The organism is Aliivibrio thorii, from assembly GCF_057368585.1.
In genome coordinates this window covers 2,207,948-2,228,664 of sequence record NZ_CM170654.1, presented here as the reverse complement: position 1 = coordinate 2,228,664, position 20,717 = coordinate 2,207,948, and the positions used below count along the sequence as shown (strand labels likewise).

The window sequence follows — 20,717 nt, the reverse complement described above, 5'->3', positions numbered from 1 at the left end:
AACCTAACTTAATATATTAAAGGTATTTCACATGGCAATTAGCTCAGCAAAAGACATTATTGAAGATATTCGTTTAGGTAAGATGGTTATCCTAATGGATGATGAAGATCGTGAAAATGAAGGCGATTTGATCATTGCTGCAGAAAAAATCACACCAGAAGCTATTAATTTCATGGCAACACACGGTCGTGGTTTAATTTGTCTTACTATGACGAAAGATCGTTGTGAAAAGCTGGGTCTTCCACCAATGGTACAAGACAATAACGCACAGTTTACGACTAACTTTACTGTGTCTATTGAAGCAGCTGAAGGCGTAACTACAGGTATTTCAGCAGCCGATCGTTCTCGTACAGTAGAAGCAGCTGTTGCTAAAAATGCGGTTGCCGCAGATTTAGTTCAGCCGGGTCATATTTTCCCGTTAGCAGCTCAAGAAGGTGGCGTATTAACTCGTGCTGGCCATACTGAGGCGGGTTGTGATTTAGCTCGTTTAGCTGGCTTTGAACCTGCAGGTGTTATTGTTGAAATCTTAAATGATGACGGAACAATGGCTCGTCGCCCAGATTTAGAAGTTTTTGCTGAAAAGCACGATATTAAATTAGGTACCATTGCCGATTTAATTGAATACCGTAATGATAATGAAACCACAATTGAGCGCGTTGCGGAGTGTAAGTTACCAACAGAGTTTGGTGACTTTGAGTTAGTGACTTATCGTGACACCATTGATAACCAACTTCATTATGCAATGAAAAAAGAGAATGTATCAGATAACGCGCCTTTGGTTCGCGTTCATCTACAAGATACCTTTACAGATATCCTTCATTCTGATCGCTGTTCTGAGCGCAGTTGGACATTACCAACAGCAATGCAGCGTATTGCAAATGAAGGTGGCGTGTTGGTTATCTTAGGTAATGAAGAATCAGCAGATAGCATTGTTCATAAAATCAAAGTATTAGAACGACAAGATAGTGGTGAAGCGCCAACCATGGCGAAAAAGCAAGGTACTTCTCGCCGTGTCGGTGTTGGGTCTCAAATCCTAGCTGATTTAGGGATCTCTGACATGCGTTTACTATCGTCGTCTTCAAAGCGTTACCATTCATTATCAGGCTTTGGCCTTAATGTGGTTGAATACGTATCAAAATAAAGGCTCCCATGGGCTCTATTGAGTAAATAGAGCCCAAATAATTAGATATTTGTCACAAAGCTGTGATAGAATTCGCCGATTCTCACTATGATATATAGTTGAAAATAGTTACCCAGTTTAATTGGAATAATATAGATACAGGAAGGCTTATGAACGTAATTGAAGGCGGCGTTGCTGCTCCTAATGCGAAAATTGCAATTGTCATTTCTCGCTTTAATAGCTTTATTAATGAAAGTTTACTTTCTGGCGCTATTGATACTTTAACGCGTTTTGGTCAAGTATCTGAAGAAAACATCACTGTTGTTCGCTGCCCTGGCGCTGTAGAATTACCATTAGTTGCTCAACGAGTAGCTAAAACAGCAAAATATGATGCTATTGTTTCATTGGGTTCTGTTATTCGTGGTGGTACACCACATTTTGACTATGTATGTAGTGAATGCAATAAGGGTCTAGCACAAGTATCTCTGGAGTATAGTATTCCAGTGGCGTTTGGTGTTTTGACTGTTGATACTATCGATCAAGCAATCGAGCGCGCCGGTACCAAGGCTGGTAATAAAGGGGCAGAGGCTGCACTAAGCGCACTCGAAATGATTAATGTTCTGTCTCAAATCGAATCCTAATGGGGGTTAGTGTGAAACCAGCCGCACGTCGTAATGCACGTCAATTTGCGCTTCAAGCAATCTATTCATGGCAATTAAGCAAAGAAAATATTGCTGATATTGAAGAGCAGTTTTTAACTGCAGAGAAGTATGATGAAGAAGAGCATCATGCAAAAGAGCCTAAGCTACAAGCTCCAGAGACAGATGTAGCGTATTTCCGCGATCTTTTCTCAGGCGTTGCTCTTAACCACACGAAGTTAGACGGTAAAATGCGTCCATACTTATCTCGTCCACTTCAAGATCTTGATCAGATGGAGCTTGCGTTATTACGTATGTCTATCTATGAAATGATGAATCGTGACGATGTACCTTACAAAGTTGTTATCAATGAAGCGATTGAACTTGCCAAAGTGTTCGCAGCAGAAGATAGCCACAAATTTGTAAATGGTGTATTAGATAAAGCGGCTCCGACATTACGTAAAAAGTAAGTTGGATTTAGCATACTAATTAATAGTAAAGGTCAGTCTAGTTGCTGGCCTTTTTTATAACTAAAAAACGATATTATTATACGATGAGTAGTGAATTCAATTTAATTGACCGATTTTTCGTACAAGGAAACTTATCTCGAGATGATGTTGATTTAGGGATAGGTGATGATTGCGCATTAGTCAGCGTTCCTGTTAATCATCAAATTGCGGTTACAACGGATAGTTTAGTTGCGGGGACTCATTTTTTAGAAGATGCAGACCCAGTTAAAGTGGGTTATAAAGCACTGGCTTCTAACTTAAGTGATTTAGCAGCCATGGGAGCTAAACCAACATGGGTGTCTTTGGCGCTAACATTACCTCAACCAAATGAAATTTGGCTTAAAGGTTTTTGTGATGGCTTTTTCGGTTTAGCGAAGCAGCATAATGTGCAGCTTATTGGGGGGGATACAACTAAAGGGCCATTAAGTATTACCATTACAGTTCAAGGTATAGTTCCTAAAGGTGAAGCAATGACTCGAAAAGGGGCTTGTTGTGGGGATGATATTTATGTGACCGGTAATTTAGGAGATAGCGCAGCAGGCCTAGAGGTTGCATTAAACACATCGATTTTTGATAAAAATGAATTAGAGCAAGAGCTAGAAAAACGACACTACTATTCATCATCAAGAATAGAGTTAGCTCAACAAATTCGCCACTTATGTCATTCAGCATTGGATATATCTGATGGACTGATTTCTGACTTAGGCCATATACTAAAACAGTCTAGAGTCAGTGCTAAAATTGATGTTGAAAAATTACCTGTGTCTGAAGAACTTATTCAGTATTGCCAAAATGACAGTGATAAGTACCAGAGGATAGCACTGACAAGTGGCGAAGAATATGAACTTTGTTTCACTGCTCCTAAAATAAATAGAGAAGCGATTAAACAAATAACTACTTTTTTAAATCAAAACGTTAGTATAATTGGTGAAATATCAAATGAACCATTTACTAACTTACAGTCTAACGTACAATTATATAAAAATGAGACCGTACTCGATTGGCAGTTATCTGGTTACGATCATTTCAGGAGTGAAGCATGACAAACCCTTTAGCATTAATTAGCTTAAAAAATCCGTGGCATCTATTAGCAACTGGATTTGGGAGTGGTTTGGCACCAATTATTCCAGGAACAATGGGAACCCTTGCGGCAATTCCATTTTATTTATTAATAGCTCAATTGCCTTTTTACTTATTTGTGATTGTTGTTGCTGTTTCTGCTCTTATTGGCATTAAAATTTGTGATATTACCTCATCTGATATGAAGGTACATGATCACGGTTCTATTGTTTGGGATGAGTTTGTGGGCTTATGGATAACAATGAGCATTGTTCCATTCTTAGATTTACCAGTAACCGACTGGAAATGGTTACTTATAGGGTTTGTTCTATTTCGATTTTTCGATATGGTGAAGCCTTGGCCAATTGGATGGCTAGATAAAAAAGTTCATGGCGGCTTTGGTATCATGCTTGATGATATTGTCGCTGGATTTATGGCTCTAATTAGTCTCTGGTTAGTTGGACAATATTCTGGTTGGTTATAAAAAATGATAAAAATCAGAGCTAATACGTGCTCTTTACTTCTTGTTATAATTACTTTTTTCAGTTATTCGAAAATAGTCGATGCTAATTCTGTATTAGTCGGTTATTGGGGGTATGATGAATTCTTAGCTAAGCACCCTGAAGAGAGCGTATTAACTTCTGAGTTAAAAAATATAGTTAAAATAGATCCGGTACCGCTTTCTATTAAACAAGATAAACCAATTAAAATATCATTTATTTATCCTGGTGAACAAGCCTCTGATTATTGGGTTCGTAATTTAATTGCATTAGAGTCACGTCTAAAAGCATTGAATATTAAATATGAATTAACTACGGTATCAACTCGATTAAATATTGATTTTAAAGAACAAAGTCGTTCTTTGTTCAATGCCATCGATAAAAAATCAGACTATCTTATATTTACTCTTAATACGACTCGTCATCGGAAGTTTATTGAACACGTCATTCAGAGTCCTGATACTCGAATTATTCTGCAAAATATAACCACACCAGTAAAAGCATGGCATGATTGTCAGCCATTAATGTATGTTGGCTTTGACCATGTAATAGGAACTAAGTTGTTAGCTAACTATTACCAACACAAGTTTCCAAATGGTGCTAAATATGGAATGTTATATTATTCGTATGGTTATTTAAGTACGGCCAGAGGTGATGTTTTTGTTCAATCTATGGATAATAATAAGTACACATTAACGTCTTCTTTTTATACTGAAGCGACGAGAGAGAGTGCTGATAACGCAACTCAGAGTATTCTACAAGATAGGCCTGATGTAGATTTTATTTATGCATCTTCAACAGATATTGCACTAGGTGCTGTTGATGCACTTAATCTTTTTAAGGACAGTCAACCTTTGGTTAACGGTTGGGGAGGAGGGTCTTTAGAGTTGGAGGCAATTGAAAACGGCACGTTAGATGTGACAGTTATGAGAATGAATGACGACACCGGTGTTGCGATGGCTGAAGCAATAAAATTAGACCTCGAAGGTAAACAGGTACCTATAGTATTTTCTGGGGACTTTGAAGTCATAACCTCTGAGACTACTCCAGAAAAAATAGAAGCATTGAAAGAGAGAGCTTTTCGGTATTCTGACGCGAGTGTAAAGGATGAGTAAAGGAAATGTACTAAAAAAAGCATCGTTAGCTGATCTTATCTTTCGTGCTATTTTTGTTATATTTTCTATCTTAACGGTAGGTATTACGATTCATACCTATCAGCTTAGTATCAATACTATAAATGAAGAAGTGAAACGGAATTTACAGCAAACGTCTTCACTAATAACGAATTATTTAAATCATCGCTTAGCTATATTACAAATTAGACAGGATACTGATGCTGGAAGTTTAGGTCTGACTGATGCTCATAATAAAGATCGTATTTTTACTCTAGAGCGTTACTTTGCAGATATGGAGTCTAAATCACCTTATAATTCACCGGACTTTAGATTTATCGAAGTGGATAATAAGTTATATTGGAATGATGGTAATAACTTATTTTTAGGGATGATGGAGGATAGCCTTCAATCTATTATTGATAAAAGTATTTATATAAATACTTGGTATTATATGTTGGTTGATAATGCGAACCCTAAAGCTCATGTTTTAATTCGAAAAACGCCAATAGTTGCCTCTTCTACGGGTCATATCCGAGGCTATTTGTACAATGGTGCGATATTAAATAATAACCTTTCCTTTGCTCATAATTTAAAAGCGGTAAGTAATAGCCAAGGGATTTTTATTATTAGTAATGGTGAGATAATAGCATCAAGCCTTAGAAAAGGGTCAGATGAATATAAAGAGATCGACAGTGTTATTTCTAATCCTAAGTTAATCTTGCCTGATAAGATCTTAAATTATACTCCCTTAAATATTAAGTCATTGAATGGTTCATTATCTATATTGTCATTAAAGAATAAGAATAACATTGAGCAGCTAGAGCAGCGCTTTATTTATAGTGTCATTCTCTCTTTCTTCATTCTTATTGCCATTGCGGTTTTAGTTCGAGGCCTTTTTGAGCATAAGATATTATTAGCATTAAACTCGTTACTGAACTATACCAATGATGCTTCTAAAAAAGACGCTAATATTCATTATTTAGGCAGTGGCATTGTAGAGTTTGATCATATTGGTAAACAGTTAGAGCAAACATTTGTTGAATTAATTGAAGCTAAAGAAGAGAGCTATAGGGCTCAAGCTGCAGCTGAAAAATCAACTCAGGTTAAGTCTGACTTTTTAGCGAGAATGAGTCATGAAATCCGAACCCCTCTCAATGGTATTTTGGGCATATCTAGTCTGTTAAAACAAACCAATTTAACCGTTGAACAGAAAAAGCAAATTTGCATACTGCATCAAGGTGGAGAGCACCTACTTGCGGTACTTAATGATGTATTGGATTTTTCTCAAATAGAACAAGATAAATTGAATATAAATTATGAATTGTTCGTATTAAATGATGTGTTGGAAACAATCAATGCGATATATACCCCTCTTTGTAAAGAAAAGAGCATTGAGTTTATCATTGAAAATAAAGTAAATAGCAAAGAACTAGTGAATTCGGATCAGGTGAGATTAACGCAAATATTATTTAATTTATTAAGTAATGCCGTTAAATTTACTGAGAAGGGTCATGTGAAATTAACGGTATGTTTAGATGTTCAAGGGCCTCAATCACTACTTAATATTCATGTTGATGACACAGGCTTGGGGATTTGCAGTGATGAACAATCGCGTATGTTTGAACCCTTTGTTCAAGTTGAATCTACTGAGATCAGAAAGGTTGGTGGTAGTGGTTTAGGTTTAGCTATTGTAAAACAACTGTTAGATTTACTTTATGGCAGTATTTGTGTTCAAAGTGAGTTAGGGGTTGGTTCGTCTTTTTACGTGCAGATCCCTCTTTCTGTTATTGAAACGACAGAAGAACCACTAAGTATGGAAAGCTTGAATATTGAATCTCAATTACCAACTAATTTAGACGTATTGTTGATTGAAGATAATAAGTCGAATGCTTATATTGCTAAAGCATACTGCCAGAAATATAGCCTAAAGGTTGAATGGGAAATATCCGCAAAAGCAGGAATAAAGAGATTACGAGAAAAATCATTTGATCTCATTCTCATGGATAATCAAATGCCGGAGATGAGTGGAATTGAAGCGACTAAGTACATACGTCAAGAGTTAAACTTAATGACTCCGATATATGCATATACCGCTGATGTTTTAAAAGAGGCGAGTGATGAATTTTTATCTGCAGGTGCTAACTACATCATTACCAAACCAATCAAAGAAAAGTCTATTTTAGATGCGCTGTTTTTTTATAAAACGACAACTCGCCCTAAGTTTTAATTTTAAATTAGCTGCGTTTAATACGAACTATTTTCATTATTTCAATATCAAACCCTGCTACTTTTTCCAAGGCTGGATAGTACGTTAAGTTTACTTTTGCGCCTTTGAGAGATTGGTATGCTTTTGTTCTATTAAATTTAAATGGAGCATTACAGTTTTCAATCATAATGGTATGCTGTATCCAATCACCAGTATCTCGCTGCGTATGAGACGTTACTTTTACCTCTACGCTATGGGTGAGTTGCTGATGTTTATTCAGCATTTTATCTACGTCTGATTTCATTACTATTACCATGTAAAGTGTACAAAACTATGCGTCATAGTGAGAGAAAAAAGGATGTTAGTCAATCAAATAAGGAGTTCATCATGTCTAAGAAAGTGTATTGTATTGCTCAGTTTTTACCAAAAGAAGGTAAATTAGATGCATTGTTTTCTGTATTACAGAGCTTAGAGCCTAATACCATGCGTGAAGATGGTTGCTTACAATATACAGTAACTTGTCAGTTACAAAGCCCATTTGCTGAAGGCCAAAGCTTTCCTATTGCATTTAATGAGATTTGGGCTGATAACGCAGCGTTTGAAGCGCATTGTCAGCGTGAAGAAATTAAGCAATTTTTCGAACAACAATGCATCGCTGAAGATGGGTTAGTGGATAAATGGAATGTGTGTATTTATACCGATGAGCCTAGTAATTTTGATGAGCCGAAATTAAGTTAAATTTTATAATCATTACATACAAAAAATGCCACAAAGTTGTGGCATTTTTTATAAAGTGAGATTACTTATAAGTCTAAATAATCTCTGATTTGTTTTTCAATACCTTGTGCGTCTAAGCCTAATTCGGTGTGCATCTCTTCTTGTGTTCCTTGATCAATAAATTGATCAGGCAAACCTAGTTGCAGTACTGGTTTAATGAGGCGGTTTTTCATTAAGAATTCAACGACACCAGAGCCAGCACCACCAGAAATTGCATTTTCTTCAATAGTAATAAGAACATCATGGGTTGTTACTAGCTCACATAATAGAGCTTCATCAAGGGGCTTAACAAAACGCATGTCAGCAACTGTAGCATCTAACTGTTCTGCTGCTTCTAAGCTATTAGCTAAGAAAGTACCGAAATTTAAAATCGCAACACGTTCACCTTTTTCAGTGATTTTTGTTTCACGAACTAAACGGCCTTTGCCTATTTCTAACGCTTTCATGTCGCTATCTACGTCTACACCAGTCGCGCTACCTCTAGGGTAACGAACTGCGCTCGGGCCAGTATGTTTATGGCCAGTGTAGAGCATTTGACGGCATTCGTTTTCATCACTTGGTGTCATGATTACCATATTTGGAATACAACGCATAAAGCTGATATCAAATGCACCTTGGTGTGTTTGGCCATCGGCGCCAACTAAACCTGCACGGTCAATGGCAAACATCACAGGGAGGTCCATAATTGCCACATCATGGATTAATTGGTCATAACCGCGTTGTAAGAAGGTTGAGTAAATGGCAACAATAGGGTTATAACCAGCAATAGCCATCCCACTAGCTAAAGTAACAGCATGTTGTTCAGCAATGGCAGCATCAAAGTATTGGCTTGGGAATTCTTTAGAAAAACGCACCATACCAGAACCTTCACGCATGGCGGGTGTAATTGCCATTAATTTGCTATCTTCTTTTGCCATATCACAAAGGAAATCACCAAAAATATTTGAGAAGGTTGGTTTTCCGCCTGATGATTTAGGTAAAGAGTCATTACTTGGATCGAATTTAGGTACGCCATGATAGCTGATAGGATCTTTTTCAGCAGGCTCGTAGCCTTTTCCTTTTTTAGTCATTATATGCAAAAACTGTGGCCCTTTTAGGTTTCGCATGTTTTTAAGTGTACGAACGAGTTCGTTAACATCATGACCGTCGACAGGACCAATATAATTGAAACCTAGTTCTTCAAACATGGTGCCAGGAACAACCATGCCTTTTAAATGCTCTTCAGTGCGTTTAAGTAATTCTTTAATCGTTGGGGTACCAGAAAGAACTTTTTTACCGCCTTCACGAATAGAAGTGTATAAGCTGCCAGACAACACACGAGCAAGTTGATTATTTAGTGCGCCAACATTTTCTGAAATTGACATCTCATTGTCATTTAAAACAACTAACATATCAGGATGAATATCACCCGCATGGTTTAAGGCCTCAAACGCCATACCAGCTGTAATTGCCCCATCACCGATAACACTAACAACTTTGCGATTTGCTTGTTCTTTTTCTGCACAAATAGCTAAGCCTAAAGCGGCACTGATAGATGTTGATGAATGCCCTACAGATAAAACATCATATTCACTTTCATCACGCCAAGGGAATGGGTGTAGCCCACCTTTTTGGCGAATTGTCGCTAGCTGCTCACGGCGACCTGTTAAGATCTTGTGAGGATAAGCTTGATGACCTACATCCCAGACCAATTGATCAAAAGGGGTATTGTAAACATAATGCAATGCAACGGTCAGCTCAACGACACCAAGCCCTGACGCCAAGTGACCGCTAGATTTACTTACGGAATTTAAGAGATAAGTACGTAACTCATCACATAAAGTAGGTAGACTTTCTTTTGGCAAAGAGCGTAATTCATCAGGCGTATTTGCCAAAGCCAGAATCGGGTATTTTGAAATATCTAGTAACATAGTATTAGCGCTTATCTGTTTTAGTTTTTACGCTCAATGACGTATTGAGCGAACGCTTGCATTGCATCCGTGTTGTAAGGGATATCATTCAATGCGTCAATTGCTGTTTGATATAATTGTTCAGCTTTTTGCTGAGCACCTTCAAGTCCTAATAGGGCAGGATAAGTACTCTTCTCTAATTCTAGATCAGAACCTTGTGGTTTTCCGAGTGTTTCTGTATCGCTAATGATATCTAAAATATCATCTTGAACTTGAAAAGCTAAACCGATAGCGTCGGCGTATCTTTCAAGTTGTGGAAGAATTTTTTTGCCTTTTTCACCGGCACACAGCGCACCTAGTTGAATCGCGCTCTTCATTAATGCCCCAGTTTTATGAGCATGAATTTCTTCTAAAGAAGTAAGGTTAACCAGTTTGCCTTCCGCTTGAAGATCAAGCGATTGACCCATGCACATACCTGATGCCCCTGATGCCTTTGATAATACTCTTATCATATCTATACGCGAAGATTCAGCTTCTTGAGTTAACGAACCATTTGCTAAAATTTCAAACGCTAATGTTTGCAAGGCATCGCCAGCAAGAATAGCTGTTGCTTCGTCAAACTTAATATGACAGGTCGCATGACCACGGCGCAAATCATCATTATCCATAGCGGGTAAATCATCATGGATTAATGAGTATGAATGAATACATTCAACGGCAGCGGCTGCATCATCTGCAAAGTCAGAGTTAACCCCAAGCATGTTTGCTGTAATATAAACGAGATAAGGTCGAGCACGCTTGCCACCCAGTAACAATGCGTATTTCATTGCTTCGGTGAGAGGTTGCTGTTGAATCTCTATTTTTTCAAGCCATTGATGCAAATGCTCAATGTTGCGTTGTTGAAAAATAGGTAATTGTTGTTTTAGTGAATCAGTCATTATCAGTATCAAAAGGCGTTAATTCAGCATTATCATCAGCGTGTAGAAGAATATCGACGCGTTGTTCAGCATCTGTTAATTTTTCTTGCCCAGCTCTTGCTAATGCAATGCCTCGCTCAAATTTCTTTAACGCATCTTCAAGAGGCAAGTCGCCGCTTTCTAGTTGATTAACGACAGAATCTAGTTCTTCTATTGTCGCTTCAAATGATAAATTTTCCGGTTTTTTTACAGCCATAATGATTCACTCTTAAAATGATCCAAGAAAGGTAACTCAGAGAGCTTAAAGGGTCAATTGAACTGGCGATAAAGTGATACATAAAAGTAAAATTTAACGAATAAGGGTTATTTTTCAAACAATATAGCAATGAAGTAATCTTTTTTGATAAAAAAATTAAACCATTCATTTTTTTGGTCGATAAGTAAAGAAGCGGCAAAAAAGTAATGATATTTATGGCTTAATTTTTGCTTAGCTAATTATAAATAAACACAAGCAGCAAGATAGGGGAGCGCTCTGTGGATTTAGCAACGTTAATAGGCTTAGTTGGTAGCTTTGCATTTATTATAATGGCAATGGTATTAGCGGGTGGTTTAGCCATTTTTATGGACACAACATCGGTTCTTATCGTATTTGGCGGTTCGATCTTTGTAGTACTAATGAAATTTACAGTAGGCCAATTTTTTGGCGCAGGTAAGATTGCCGTTAAAGCATTTATGTTTAAAACAGATGAACCTGTTGATTTGATTGTGACTATTGTTGAAATGGCAGATGCTGCTCGTAAAGGCGGTTTTCTGGCGTTAGAAGAAAAAGAGATCAGCAATTCATTTATGCAGAAAGGCATCGACTTATTAGTTGATGGTCATGACGCTGAAGTGGTAAAAGCTACATTACAAAAAGACATCGCATTAACGAACGAGCGTCATGAAAAAGGCGTTGGTGTATTTACTGCTTTTGGCGATGTAGCGCCTGCAATGGGTATGATTGGTACCCTTATCGGTCTAGTGGGGATGTTGTCTAATATGGATGACCCTAAATCGATTGGTCCAGCGATGGCGGTTGCACTATTAACAACATTATATGGTTCTGTTATCTCAAATATGATCGCATTCCCTATTGCGCATAAATTAGAACTACGTAAAGAACAAGAAAAATTAAATCGTCGCTTAATTCTTGATGGTATTTTAGCTATTCAAGATGGTCAGAACCCACGTGTAATTGATAGTTATTTGCGTAACTACTTAAACGAGAAAAAACGTGTTGTTGATACTGGCGAAGAATAAGACTAGGAGCTAATGATGGAAGATGAAGATAATTGTAAATGTCCTCCTGGTGCCCCTTTATGGATGGCAACATTTGCTGACTTAGCAACACTATTAATGTGTTTCTTCGTGTTGTTACTTTCTTTCTCTGAGATGGATGTTCTGAAATTTAAGCAAATTGCAGGTTCGATGAAATTTGCGTTTGGTGTTCAGAACGTTCTTGAAGTAAAAGACATTCCTAAAGGGACAAGTGTTATTGCTCAAGAGTTTCGACCTGGTCGTCCTGAGCCGACACCAATTGAAGTTATCATGCAACAAACGATCGATATTCCTCAGAAAACATTAGATTTTCATGATGGTGAGTCAGATCGTGCTGGTGGTACAAAGCGTGATGCTGGTAAGCAAACTGGAGGAGAATCATCTTCGACCTCTACGCAAACGAGTTCACAAAGCGAATCTGAATCGCAAAGCCAGAGTCAGTCACAGCAAGAATTAGAAGAAATCATTAAAAAAGCGCTAGAGCGTGAGATTGATGATGGAGCGCTAGAAGTTGAAAACTTAGGGCAGCAATTAGTTATTCGAATTCGAGAGAAAGGTGCGTTTCCTGCCGGTTCTGCTTTTTTACAGCCGAAGTTTCGACCGCTTATTCGTCAAATTGGTGAGCTTGTAAAAGATGTTCCTGGGGTTATTCGAGTGTCAGGGCATACGGATAATCAACCAATAGAATCAGAGCTATATCGTTCTAATTGGGATTTATCAGCTCAACGAGCGGTTTCTGTAGCCCATGAAATGATACGAGTAAAAGGATTTGATAGTGATCGTTTACGAGTTCGAGGAATGGCATCAACAGAGCCTTTAGTACCGAATAAATCGGCAGCGCAGCGTGCGCGTAACCGCCGTGTTGAAATCAGTATTATGCAAGGTAAGCCTCATGAAAGTGATGAGGTCCCAAGCGCTCAGCAGTAACGTTACCGTAAATAGATAATGATGAAAGGTGAGTTGAATTAGCAACTCGCCTTTTTTTTCGGTATAATCTTGCGCCTTAGATTAGGTCTTAAATCCATTTAGTCTACCCTTTTTGATTGTTATTCCACGTCAGTGAAGCCTATATATGAAGTTTATTGTTAAGCCACATCCAGAAGTTTTTGTTAAAAGTGATTCAGTACGTAAGCGTTTTATTCGTATTCTTGAAACGAATCTACGCAGCATCATTAAACGCGAAACAAAAGGCGTTGAAGTGATTAACCGTCGTGATTACATTGAAGTTTCAGGTCTTGATGGCACATACCGTAATGAAGTACTTACGGCTGTTACTCATACTCCAGGTATTCACCATGTATTAGAAGTTAAGCAAAGCGCTTTTGCGGATATGCATGATATCTATGAACAATGTTTAGAGATGAACCGTGAGCTCATTGAAGGTAAAACGTTCTGTGTACGTGTTAAACGTCGTGGTACGCATCCATTTACTTCTATTGAATTAGAGCGTTATGTTGGTGGCGGTTTAAACCAAGCGGTTGAATCAGCAAAAGTACGATTAAAGAACCCAGAAGTAACGGTTAAGTTTGAAGTTGAGAATGAAAAGCTGAACTTAGTGATTGCGCGTCATAAGGGACTTGGTGGTTTTCCTCTAGGTACTCAAGAAGACGTATTAAGCTTGATTTCTGGTGGCTTTGACTCGGGTGTTTCAAGTTACTTGCATATCAAACGTGGTTCAAAAGTGCATTACATGTTCTTTAACCTAGGTGGCCCGGCTCACGAAATTGGTGTTAAACAAGTTTCTCATTTCTTATGGAAAAAATACGGTTCATCAGCAAAAGTAAAATTCATCGCTGTTGATTTTGAAGCTGTTGTTGCTGAGATTCTTGAGAAAGTCGATGATGGCCAAATGGGGGTTATCCTGAAGCGTATGTTCATGCGAGCTGGTGGTATGGTAGCTGAGAAATTAGGTATTCAAGGTTTGGTTACTGGTGAAGCTCTCGGTCAAGTATCAAGTCAAACACTGACGAACTTACGTCATATTGATAATGTAACAGATACATTGATCCTTCGTCCGCTAATCAACTGGGATAAAGAAGATATCATTAACGTAGCTCGTGAAATTGGTACTGAAGATTTTGCTAAAACGATGCCTGAGTATTGTGGTGTTATTTCTAAAAAACCAACGATCAAAGCTGAAAAATTCAAGTTAGAGAAAGAAGAAGCTAAGTTTGATTTCTCTATTCTTGAGCAAGTGGTTTATGATGCGCGCGTAATGGATATTCGTGCAATTGAAACGGAAAGCCAAGAACAAGCGCCTGAAGTTGAAATGGTATCTGAGTTAGGCTCAAATGTTGTTGTTTTAGATATTCGTAGTGCGGAAGAAGAAGACGAAAACCCATTAGAAATTGATGGTGTAGAAGTTAAGCATTTACCTTTCTTTAAGATTGCGACCCAATTTGGTGATTTAGACCAATCTAAAGAATACCTTTTATACTGTGATCGCGGTGTAATGAGCCGTCTTCAAGCATTATTGCTAATCGACAATGGCTATAAGAATGTAAAAGTTTATCGTCCATAGGCGTTAAATGAAAAGTTAATGTTTTATGTTGAAAGGCGCTGAGAAATTTGCGCCTTTTTTATTTTTTAAAGTGTTGAGTAATAAAATCAATAAAAACCCTTAAGCGATTAGGCATATGGTTACTTCTTAAAAACTGCATAATGATGTCCCCATGGTAATTTCCCTGTAGTTTCCAATCAGGTAACACCTCGATTAATTCTCTATTTTTAATACGCTCTTCTACAACAAAATTTGGAAAAACGCCAATACCCAAATTATGCATTACAGCATCTAATCTCATTTCAGTGTGATTGACAATAAATCGTCCCTCAACAGTCACTTTAAACACATTTGAACCGCATAGAAATTGCCACTCATTATCATGAATGGTTTCTCCCAGATATAAGCAATCGTGTTCACTTAACTCCATTGGATGGCATGGGATTCCCTTCTGTTTTAGGTATTCAGGTGTTGCGCATAGGATCAAATCAACGTCATCTAATTTCTTTGCGACTAAGTTTTCTTGCGGTTTATTTGTTAGTTTAAAAATAAGGTCTAAATTGTCATGAATAGGATCACAAGGCTGATCGGTTACTTTTACTTTAAGCTTTATGTTTGGATACGTTTTAATAAACTCGAGTAATATTGGCTGCAATACTTGCCGACCAAAAGCTTTTGGTGTCGCTATTCGTAAATACCCTTCCACTTTGTTTGTGTTTCTATCTGAAACATGAATAACTTCTTTTGCAGTATCAACAATATTTTTACAGTAGTTATAAGTCTCTTGTCCCGCCACTGTTAATGTTTGCTTTCTTGTCGTTCTTTCTAGTAGTTTGACTTCTAAGGCATTTTCTAACCTAGATACCTGACGACTGACTCCTGATGGGGTCATATCAAGAACTTGGGCTGCTTTACTAAAGCTTTCTGATTCAACCACGGTTACAAAGGCGGCCATGTCTGGTAATAAGGTTACGAGTTTATTTATGTCCATGAGTCACAAAAGATTTGATTTATGTAGGGATTATTTAACTTATCAGCTTGCGGTATCGTGATGCAAATAAGGATGTGATTTATGTTATCTCACAGGGAAGAAGAGAAGAGTAATGGAAAGACGAATAGAAAGAGGGCGAGAGCTACCCGTTAATCAATATTTACCTCCAGTGATTTTATTGCTTGTAGCGATTTTTTGGGGAACAAGCTATGGAGTGGCAAAGGAAGCACTACTATTTACTAGCGTATTAGTTTTTTTAGTCATTAGATTTGTTATGACGACACTTATTTTATTACCAATTGTTATTTATAGAAAAAATATAGCGCATTGGAAATCTGTTATCCCTACAGGGGTTATTTTATTTTTGATCTTTGTTTGTGAAACGTATGGTATAAAAAATACGACAGCTTCTAATGCGGCCTTTCTTATTAGTTTATTTGTTGTATTTACGCCATTTGTTGAGTGGCTGGTAAATAAAAAGAAACCGACGAACAAGCTATTCTTTTTGTCTATTGTCTCTGTCATAGGCGTGTTTCTATTAACAAATATTACTACCCACGAACTTAATATAAATACGGGCGATATTCTAATGTTAATGGCAGCCTTATTGAGAGGTATTATGGTTGTCTTTACTAAAAAGGTGATGGTCGATAAAGATGTTGATCCGATTATGGTGACAAGCGTTCAATCAAGTGTTGTATCGATTTTTTCTGTCGCATTGCTTTTATCTATCCACGGGTTTGAATGGATTAATTTGATACCACTTGATTTATCTTTCTGGCTATTAGCTATTTATCTTGTTTTATTTTGTACCGTGTTTGCTTTTTATGCTCAAAATTATAGTGTAAAGAAGATGTCGCCCACAAAAGTGTCGATCTTAATGGGAAGTGAACCAATCTTCGGTGCTCTGTTTGCTTTTTTATGGTTAAGTGAAAGCTTTACTTTGATTCAAATTATTGGTGCGAGTCTTATTTTTATTGCAACATTTATAGTGACGAGGCAAGAAGCAAAGGCATAGCTTTAGGGATGAAGATTCTAATGCCAATTTAATTTGGCATTGGAGTCTTAAAATAGCGTTATTAGATTTGGTGATAATTTAAGTTTGGTAGTGTTACTAAATCAGCCGCTAATTTTGCTGTTATCTCTTTACTGCCCAATAGGGTTACGATTTCCATTGCAAATTCAAGAGCAGAGCCTGGACCTTGGCTTGTAATTAAATGATTTAACACATCAGTAAATACACGTTTAATTCGCAAGTTATCTTTTGGGATGGTATTCATAAAACTTGGATAACAAGTCATTCGTGCATTAGGGTATAAATTGTGATGCTGAAGTACCACTGCTGGTGCTGCGCAGATAGCCGCAACCCATTTCTCATCGTATTTTTGTTGTTTTAACATTTCGATCAGAAGAGTGCTATCTCTGAAGTTTTCTGCACCTTTAAGCCCGCCGGGAAGCACGATACAATCAAATTCTTCATCAGCCACATCGACTAATTTTACATCAGCAGTTAGCGTGACTCGTTGTGCTGCTTTCATTGTTAATGCACCATCAAAAGCGGTGCTAGCAATCGTCACATCAAATTTAGCGCGTTCTAGAATATCAATTACTGTGATAGCTTCTAACTCTTCCGTCCCTGGAGCCAGGCAAACGAGAATTTTAGTGGTCATAGTGTGTTCTCTTCTAATTGTTTTATTTGATTATATAACGTTTGATTAATTGGTGCTGAAATACCATGCAGCTCGGCTTTTTGTAATAGATAGCCAGTAATGTAATCTATTTCCGTTTTTCGTTGATAAAAGCAATCGCGGTTCATTGAAGAGTAGTTTTCAGATGTAGCTGATATTACTTGGTTTACTATTGAAACGAGTTCTGCTTCTGCCCATTCTACTTTTTCTTGCTGCAATACTTGCAGTACCTCACTGCAAATACGAATGACATCTTGGTGAATATCAGAATGAACTAAGTGCCCATTTTGACATTGATGAATAGCAGTCAGTGGATTAATCGCACAGTTGATGGCAAGCTTTTTCCATAATGCGACCTTAATTTCAGGGTTCCACTCGGTACTTGGTAAGCTATGAGTAAGCACCTCTTGGATAAATTGGCATTGATTACCCAATGAGTTGAATGGACCAATAACGGTATGACCCAAGCCTGTGTGTTTTACGGTGTAATTGTTCTCTTTTAATGCACCATGTGTGGTGGTGGCTTGCAATACTGGATGGTGATTAATGTGCTCTTTTATTGCATCAATCGCCCCCATGCCATTATGCATAAAGAGTAATATGGTTTCTTGTGATAATAATAAAAGTAAAGGGAGTAGTGCGTTTTCTACCTGCCATGCTTTAACGGTAATAAAAAGCAGATCACAATGAATGAGTGAGTCTTTGTCGTTACAAGAAAAAGAGTGGGATGAATTGTCTTTTGCATTTAAAAAAAGAGAATGTTCAGAAGGCGTTGAGCTTCTTGTCCATAACGAGACATTATGCCCTGCTTTTTGTAGGTAACATGCCCATAAAGAACCAACGGCTCCAGGGCCAAGAATGGTGATATTCACACGACTATCCATTAAGTATCAATAATAAAAGTAGTGTAATGGGTTTGCTAGAAAAAACAAAGGCGCTCATGATGAGCGCCTCTGTAAAATTAATATTCTAAATTAGATTAGAACTTGTAAGTAACACTTAGGTAGTGACTCACGCCTGATGATTCCCAATCACCACCAAAGCCAGTAGCTGCACCATCTTCTAAGCCGTAGATGTCTTGGTAAGCTTTTAGACCGTAACCAACAGCAAACTGGTTTGAATGCCAGTAGATACCATTAAACATAGCGCCGCCGTTGCTCTTTGTACCTGCTTTACTATCATCCATACCTAATTGGTAATCAATGTAACCTTGGTAAGAAATGAATGAACCGTTATCGAAGAAGTAGAATGGTTTGAACCAGTTAGCCGATACTTGGTAGCCGTTCCAATCTTTAGTGTTTAAATCGTAAAGACCGTAGAAGTTAAGACCAACTTTTCCTAACCAAGGAACCATGATGTCAGAGCCTAAACCCCAGAAAGAGTTATTAACACCTTCTGTTTTACCTGTTTTTTCATTATAACTAGTATTACCGCCCCAGTTAAATAATGTCGCAACGTACAGTTCTTGAATTGGACCTATTGATAAATCTTTACCAGTTAATCCATCTAAAGACATACGTGGTGCAAATTTCATGAACATTTTGTCTGGTGATGTAGATTTATCAGTGTCGTCTTTGTTAGCTAGGTTGAATACGTCAACATAGCCATAAAGATCAAAAATGCCAGAGCGGCCGCCAAATTCCATTTCTAAATAATCGTGACTATTTTCTGCTGCGTTACTTGCTGCTGGTTTTTCATCGATAGCATACATGTAGTTAAACTGCATGAATTTGAAATCATTCTTATGAGTATCACCATCTGTATAATCAGCAGCGAAAGCAGGAGCAGAAAGAGTAGCAAGAACAGATAGAGCTAAAAGGGATTTACGCATAATGGCATCTCTATAGTTATGTATTACTAAAATAAGTGGCGAGTAGTTTAGTACTGCCTTTAAGTTGCGCTCATATTATAGATAAAGTTCACTTTTTTAAATGCAATTTATGTAATCATGATGTTATATATAGATCTTGATCCTGTTTCTATTGTTAAGTTCAATAATAAGGTGATCCTTGTCACTTACTTGACGTTATTATGACGGTAAAGTGTGAATAAGAACAAAAAAGCCCCCGTAATTCGGAGGCTTTAGTAGCATAGTTGTTATCTAAATATGCAGCTTAAGAACCTTGAGCTTTATCAAGTAGAGCTTTGAAGTGCCCTTTAAGCATAAGTAACATAACCAAACTTGGGATAACCATAACGGCAGTTAATATAAAGAACAATGGCCAGCTATTTAAGTAGTCAACAAGCTCCCCGCTGAAAGAAGCGAGAGTGGTTCTACCCAAGTTACCTAATGAGGCAAGTAAGGCATATTGAGTGGCGGAAAAAGCCTCTCCCGTTAATATCGTTAAGAAAGACACAAATGCAACAGTAGAGAAAGCCGTTGTAAAATTATCCACGAGAATTGTCGCTAAAAATAAGTGCTCGTTAGGGCCTACATTTGCGATTAAAGCAAACATTAGATTACTTGCAGACATGGCGATGCCGCCGATCATAAGGCCCTTAATTACACCAAATCGAACATTGATTAAACTGCCTAATAAAGTAAAGAAGACCGTCGCGCCCCAACCAATTAGTTTTGAGTAGTAACCAATTTGCTCATTACTAAAGCCAATTTCTTTATAGAAAGTAATCGACATCCTGCCTAGGAAAGCTTCACCGATCTTAAATAAGAAAACAAAGAGTAATAAGGTACAGGCTGTTTTAACACCATTACGGTTAAAGAAGTCATAGAACGGCTCAATGACGGTTACCGTAAACCAAGCAGCAATTTTAGATCCTACAACTTTATTATGGCGCTCTTCTGCTTCATGTTGAAGTTCGTCACGTTTTGTTTTTGGTTCGCCAACAAGTAAAGTAAAGACCATTAATAAAGCCACAATTCCAGCCATTCCATAATAAACACCATTCCAGCCAATGCTGTCAGCATTCACAAACGCTAGGTATCCAGGAAGAGAATAGCCTGTCCACCAACCGATTACTGCCATTGCTGATGCTTGTGGCATTTTACTGGATTCTGACTTAGGAAAAGTATCAATACGAAACGCGTCGATAGCGACGTCTTGTGTAGCAGATGCGGTAGCAATAGCTAGGGCAAACATAGATGTTAGTGCTAAATTATTTGCAGGATCTAAACCTGCAATTTGCAAGGTACAAACGAAAACAATTGACTGGCACAAGAAAATCCAACTACGACGTTGGCCTAATTTATTTCCTAGAAAAGGTAATTTTACACGGTCAACAAGTGGAGCCCACATGAAATTAATAGCATAAACAGCAAAAACAGATCCAAAATAGCCAATGGCAGCACGAGTTAACCCTGCATCTTTAAGCCAACCTGACATGTTTGAGCCAATAAGTACCCATGGAAAACCACTCGAACAACCGAGCATGAAAACCCAAAGCAGGCGTTTATCCATGTAGCTTTTTATGGCTGTTTTCCATTGCATGGAATGAGACATGAAACGCTCCTTGTTATTAAAAGAGATAGAAAA

Annotated in this window: 21 protein-coding genes; 12 read left to right on the top strand and 9 right to left on the bottom strand. The window is 37.7% G+C overall.

All coding sequences use genetic code 11. The features are described from left to right. Positions 1-31 precede the first annotated feature (31 nt). From ribBA to AC2IP4_RS10070, 7 genes are all read left to right on the top strand, one after another. Positions 32-1,141: a bifunctional 3,4-dihydroxy-2-butanone-4-phosphate synthase/GTP cyclohydrolase II gene (ribBA, locus tag AC2IP4_RS10100; protein WP_130047207.1), complete on the top strand. Its 1,110-nt coding sequence runs from the start codon at positions 32-34 to the stop codon at positions 1,139-1,141. Positions 1,142-1,290: 149 nt separating this feature from the next. Continuing rightward, positions 1,291-1,761 (top strand): 6,7-dimethyl-8-ribityllumazine synthase, encoded by a 471-nt coding sequence (gene ribH / locus AC2IP4_RS10095; RefSeq protein WP_122035847.1) that lies wholly within the window; start codon positions 1,291-1,293, stop codon positions 1,759-1,761. Further along, positions 1,761-2,228 (top strand): transcription antitermination factor NusB, encoded by a 468-nt coding sequence (gene nusB, locus AC2IP4_RS10090; protein WP_375321954.1) that lies wholly within the window; start codon positions 1,761-1,763, stop codon positions 2,226-2,228. The genes ribH and nusB overlap by 1 nt, the downstream gene beginning before the upstream one ends. Before the next feature lie 83 nt (positions 2,229-2,311). Continuing rightward, positions 2,312-3,310, top strand: coding sequence for a thiamine-phosphate kinase (gene thiL, locus AC2IP4_RS10085; protein ID WP_375321955.1), 999 nt, complete (start codon positions 2,312-2,314; stop codon positions 3,308-3,310). Next, positions 3,307-3,810, top strand: a complete 504-nt coding sequence (gene pgpA / locus AC2IP4_RS10080) for a phosphatidylglycerophosphatase A (RefSeq protein WP_486310230.1) — start codon at positions 3,307-3,309, stop codon at positions 3,808-3,810. Before thiL ends, pgpA begins: the two co-directional genes overlap by 4 nt. Before the next feature lie 3 nt (positions 3,811-3,813). After that, positions 3,814-4,941 carry a substrate-binding domain-containing protein gene (locus AC2IP4_RS10075; RefSeq protein ID WP_486310229.1) on the top strand — a complete coding sequence of 376 codons (1,128 nt, stop codon included), beginning with the start codon at positions 3,814-3,816 and terminating at the stop codon, positions 4,939-4,941. Beyond that, positions 4,934-7,168, top strand: coding sequence for a LuxQ periplasmic sensor domain-containing protein (locus AC2IP4_RS10070; RefSeq protein WP_486310228.1), 2,235 nt, complete (start codon positions 4,934-4,936; stop codon positions 7,166-7,168). Before AC2IP4_RS10075 ends, AC2IP4_RS10070 begins: the two co-directional genes overlap by 8 nt. A 7-nt stretch (positions 7,169-7,175) precedes the next feature. Here the strand turns inward: AC2IP4_RS10070 and AC2IP4_RS10065 are convergent, their stop codons facing one another. Next, positions 7,176-7,451 (bottom strand): hypothetical protein, encoded by a 276-nt coding sequence (locus AC2IP4_RS10065; RefSeq protein WP_375321959.1) that lies wholly within the window; start codon positions 7,449-7,451, stop codon positions 7,176-7,178. Positions 7,452-7,534: 83 nt separating this feature from the next. On the opposite strand from AC2IP4_RS10065, the gene AC2IP4_RS10060 reads away from it, so the two are divergent. Further along, a complete protein-coding gene (locus tag AC2IP4_RS10060) occupies positions 7,535-7,885 on the top strand; it encodes a putative quinol monooxygenase (RefSeq protein WP_486310227.1) in 351 nt (116 codons plus the stop codon). A 65-nt stretch (positions 7,886-7,950) separates the two neighbouring features. Here AC2IP4_RS10060 and dxs read toward each other — a convergent pair whose 3' ends face one another. The 3 genes from dxs to xseB are packed head-to-tail and all read right to left on the bottom strand — an operon-like array spanning position 7,951 to position 10,986. Next, positions 7,951-9,834 carry a 1-deoxy-D-xylulose-5-phosphate synthase gene (gene dxs / locus AC2IP4_RS10055; protein ID WP_375321961.1) on the bottom strand — a complete coding sequence of 628 codons (1,884 nt, stop codon included), beginning with the start codon at positions 9,832-9,834 and terminating at the stop codon, positions 7,951-7,953. A gap of 20 nt (positions 9,835-9,854) precedes the next feature. After that, positions 9,855-10,751 carry a (2E,6E)-farnesyl diphosphate synthase gene (gene ispA / locus AC2IP4_RS10050; protein ID WP_375321962.1) on the bottom strand — a complete coding sequence of 299 codons (897 nt, stop codon included), beginning with the start codon at positions 10,749-10,751 and terminating at the stop codon, positions 9,855-9,857. Beyond that, positions 10,744-10,986 carry an exodeoxyribonuclease VII small subunit gene (gene xseB, locus AC2IP4_RS10045; RefSeq protein ID WP_375321963.1) on the bottom strand — a complete coding sequence of 81 codons (243 nt, stop codon included), beginning with the start codon at positions 10,984-10,986 and terminating at the stop codon, positions 10,744-10,746. Before xseB ends, ispA begins: the two co-directional genes overlap by 8 nt. 278 nt (positions 10,987-11,264) lie before the next feature. Between xseB and pomA the strand changes: the two genes are divergently transcribed. From pomA to thiI, 3 genes are all read left to right on the top strand, one after another. Then, on the top strand, positions 11,265-12,029 hold the full coding sequence (gene pomA / locus AC2IP4_RS10040; protein ID WP_060993560.1) for a flagellar motor protein PomA: 765 nt from the start codon (positions 11,265-11,267) through the stop codon (positions 12,027-12,029). A gap of 15 nt (positions 12,030-12,044) precedes the next feature. Continuing rightward, positions 12,045-12,974, top strand: a complete 930-nt coding sequence (locus AC2IP4_RS10035) for a flagellar motor protein MotB (protein WP_375322771.1) — start codon at positions 12,045-12,047, stop codon at positions 12,972-12,974. A 145-nt stretch (positions 12,975-13,119) separates the two neighbouring features. Then, on the top strand, positions 13,120-14,568 hold the full coding sequence (gene thiI / locus AC2IP4_RS10030) for a tRNA uracil 4-sulfurtransferase ThiI (RefSeq protein WP_486310226.1): 1,449 nt from the start codon (positions 13,120-13,122) through the stop codon (positions 14,566-14,568). 58 nt (positions 14,569-14,626) lie between these two features. Here the strand turns inward: thiI and AC2IP4_RS10025 are convergent, their stop codons facing one another. Continuing rightward, positions 14,627-15,538, bottom strand: coding sequence for a LysR family transcriptional regulator (locus AC2IP4_RS10025; protein WP_486307073.1), 912 nt, complete (start codon positions 15,536-15,538; stop codon positions 14,627-14,629). A 112-nt stretch (positions 15,539-15,650) separates the two neighbouring features. Here AC2IP4_RS10025 and AC2IP4_RS10020 point away from each other — a divergent pair, with 112 nt between their 5' ends. Beyond that, positions 15,651-16,556: a DMT family transporter gene (locus AC2IP4_RS10020; protein ID WP_375321966.1), complete on the top strand. Its 906-nt coding sequence runs from the start codon at positions 15,651-15,653 to the stop codon at positions 16,554-16,556. A 61-nt stretch (positions 16,557-16,617) separates the two neighbouring features. Here AC2IP4_RS10020 and AC2IP4_RS10015 read toward each other — a convergent pair whose 3' ends face one another. From AC2IP4_RS10015 to AC2IP4_RS10000, 4 genes are all read right to left on the bottom strand, one after another. After that, positions 16,618-17,208, bottom strand: coding sequence for a DJ-1 family glyoxalase III (locus AC2IP4_RS10015; RefSeq protein ID WP_375321967.1), 591 nt, complete (start codon positions 17,206-17,208; stop codon positions 16,618-16,620). Beyond that, on the bottom strand, positions 17,205-18,098 hold the full coding sequence (gene panE / locus AC2IP4_RS10010; protein WP_486310225.1) for a 2-dehydropantoate 2-reductase: 894 nt from the start codon (positions 18,096-18,098) through the stop codon (positions 17,205-17,207). The genes AC2IP4_RS10015 and panE overlap by 4 nt, the downstream gene beginning before the upstream one ends. Positions 18,099-18,205: 107 nt before the next feature. Then, complete coding sequence (locus tag AC2IP4_RS10005; RefSeq protein ID WP_486307077.1) at positions 18,206-19,057, bottom strand: nucleoside-specific channel-forming Tsx family protein; 852 nt, start codon at positions 19,055-19,057, stop codon at positions 18,206-18,208. A gap of 283 nt (positions 19,058-19,340) precedes the next feature. After that, entirely contained in the window at positions 19,341-20,684 is a 1,344-nt protein-coding gene (locus AC2IP4_RS10000) for an AmpG family muropeptide MFS transporter (protein ID WP_105054220.1), read from the bottom strand. Positions 20,685-20,717 lie beyond the last annotated feature (33 nt).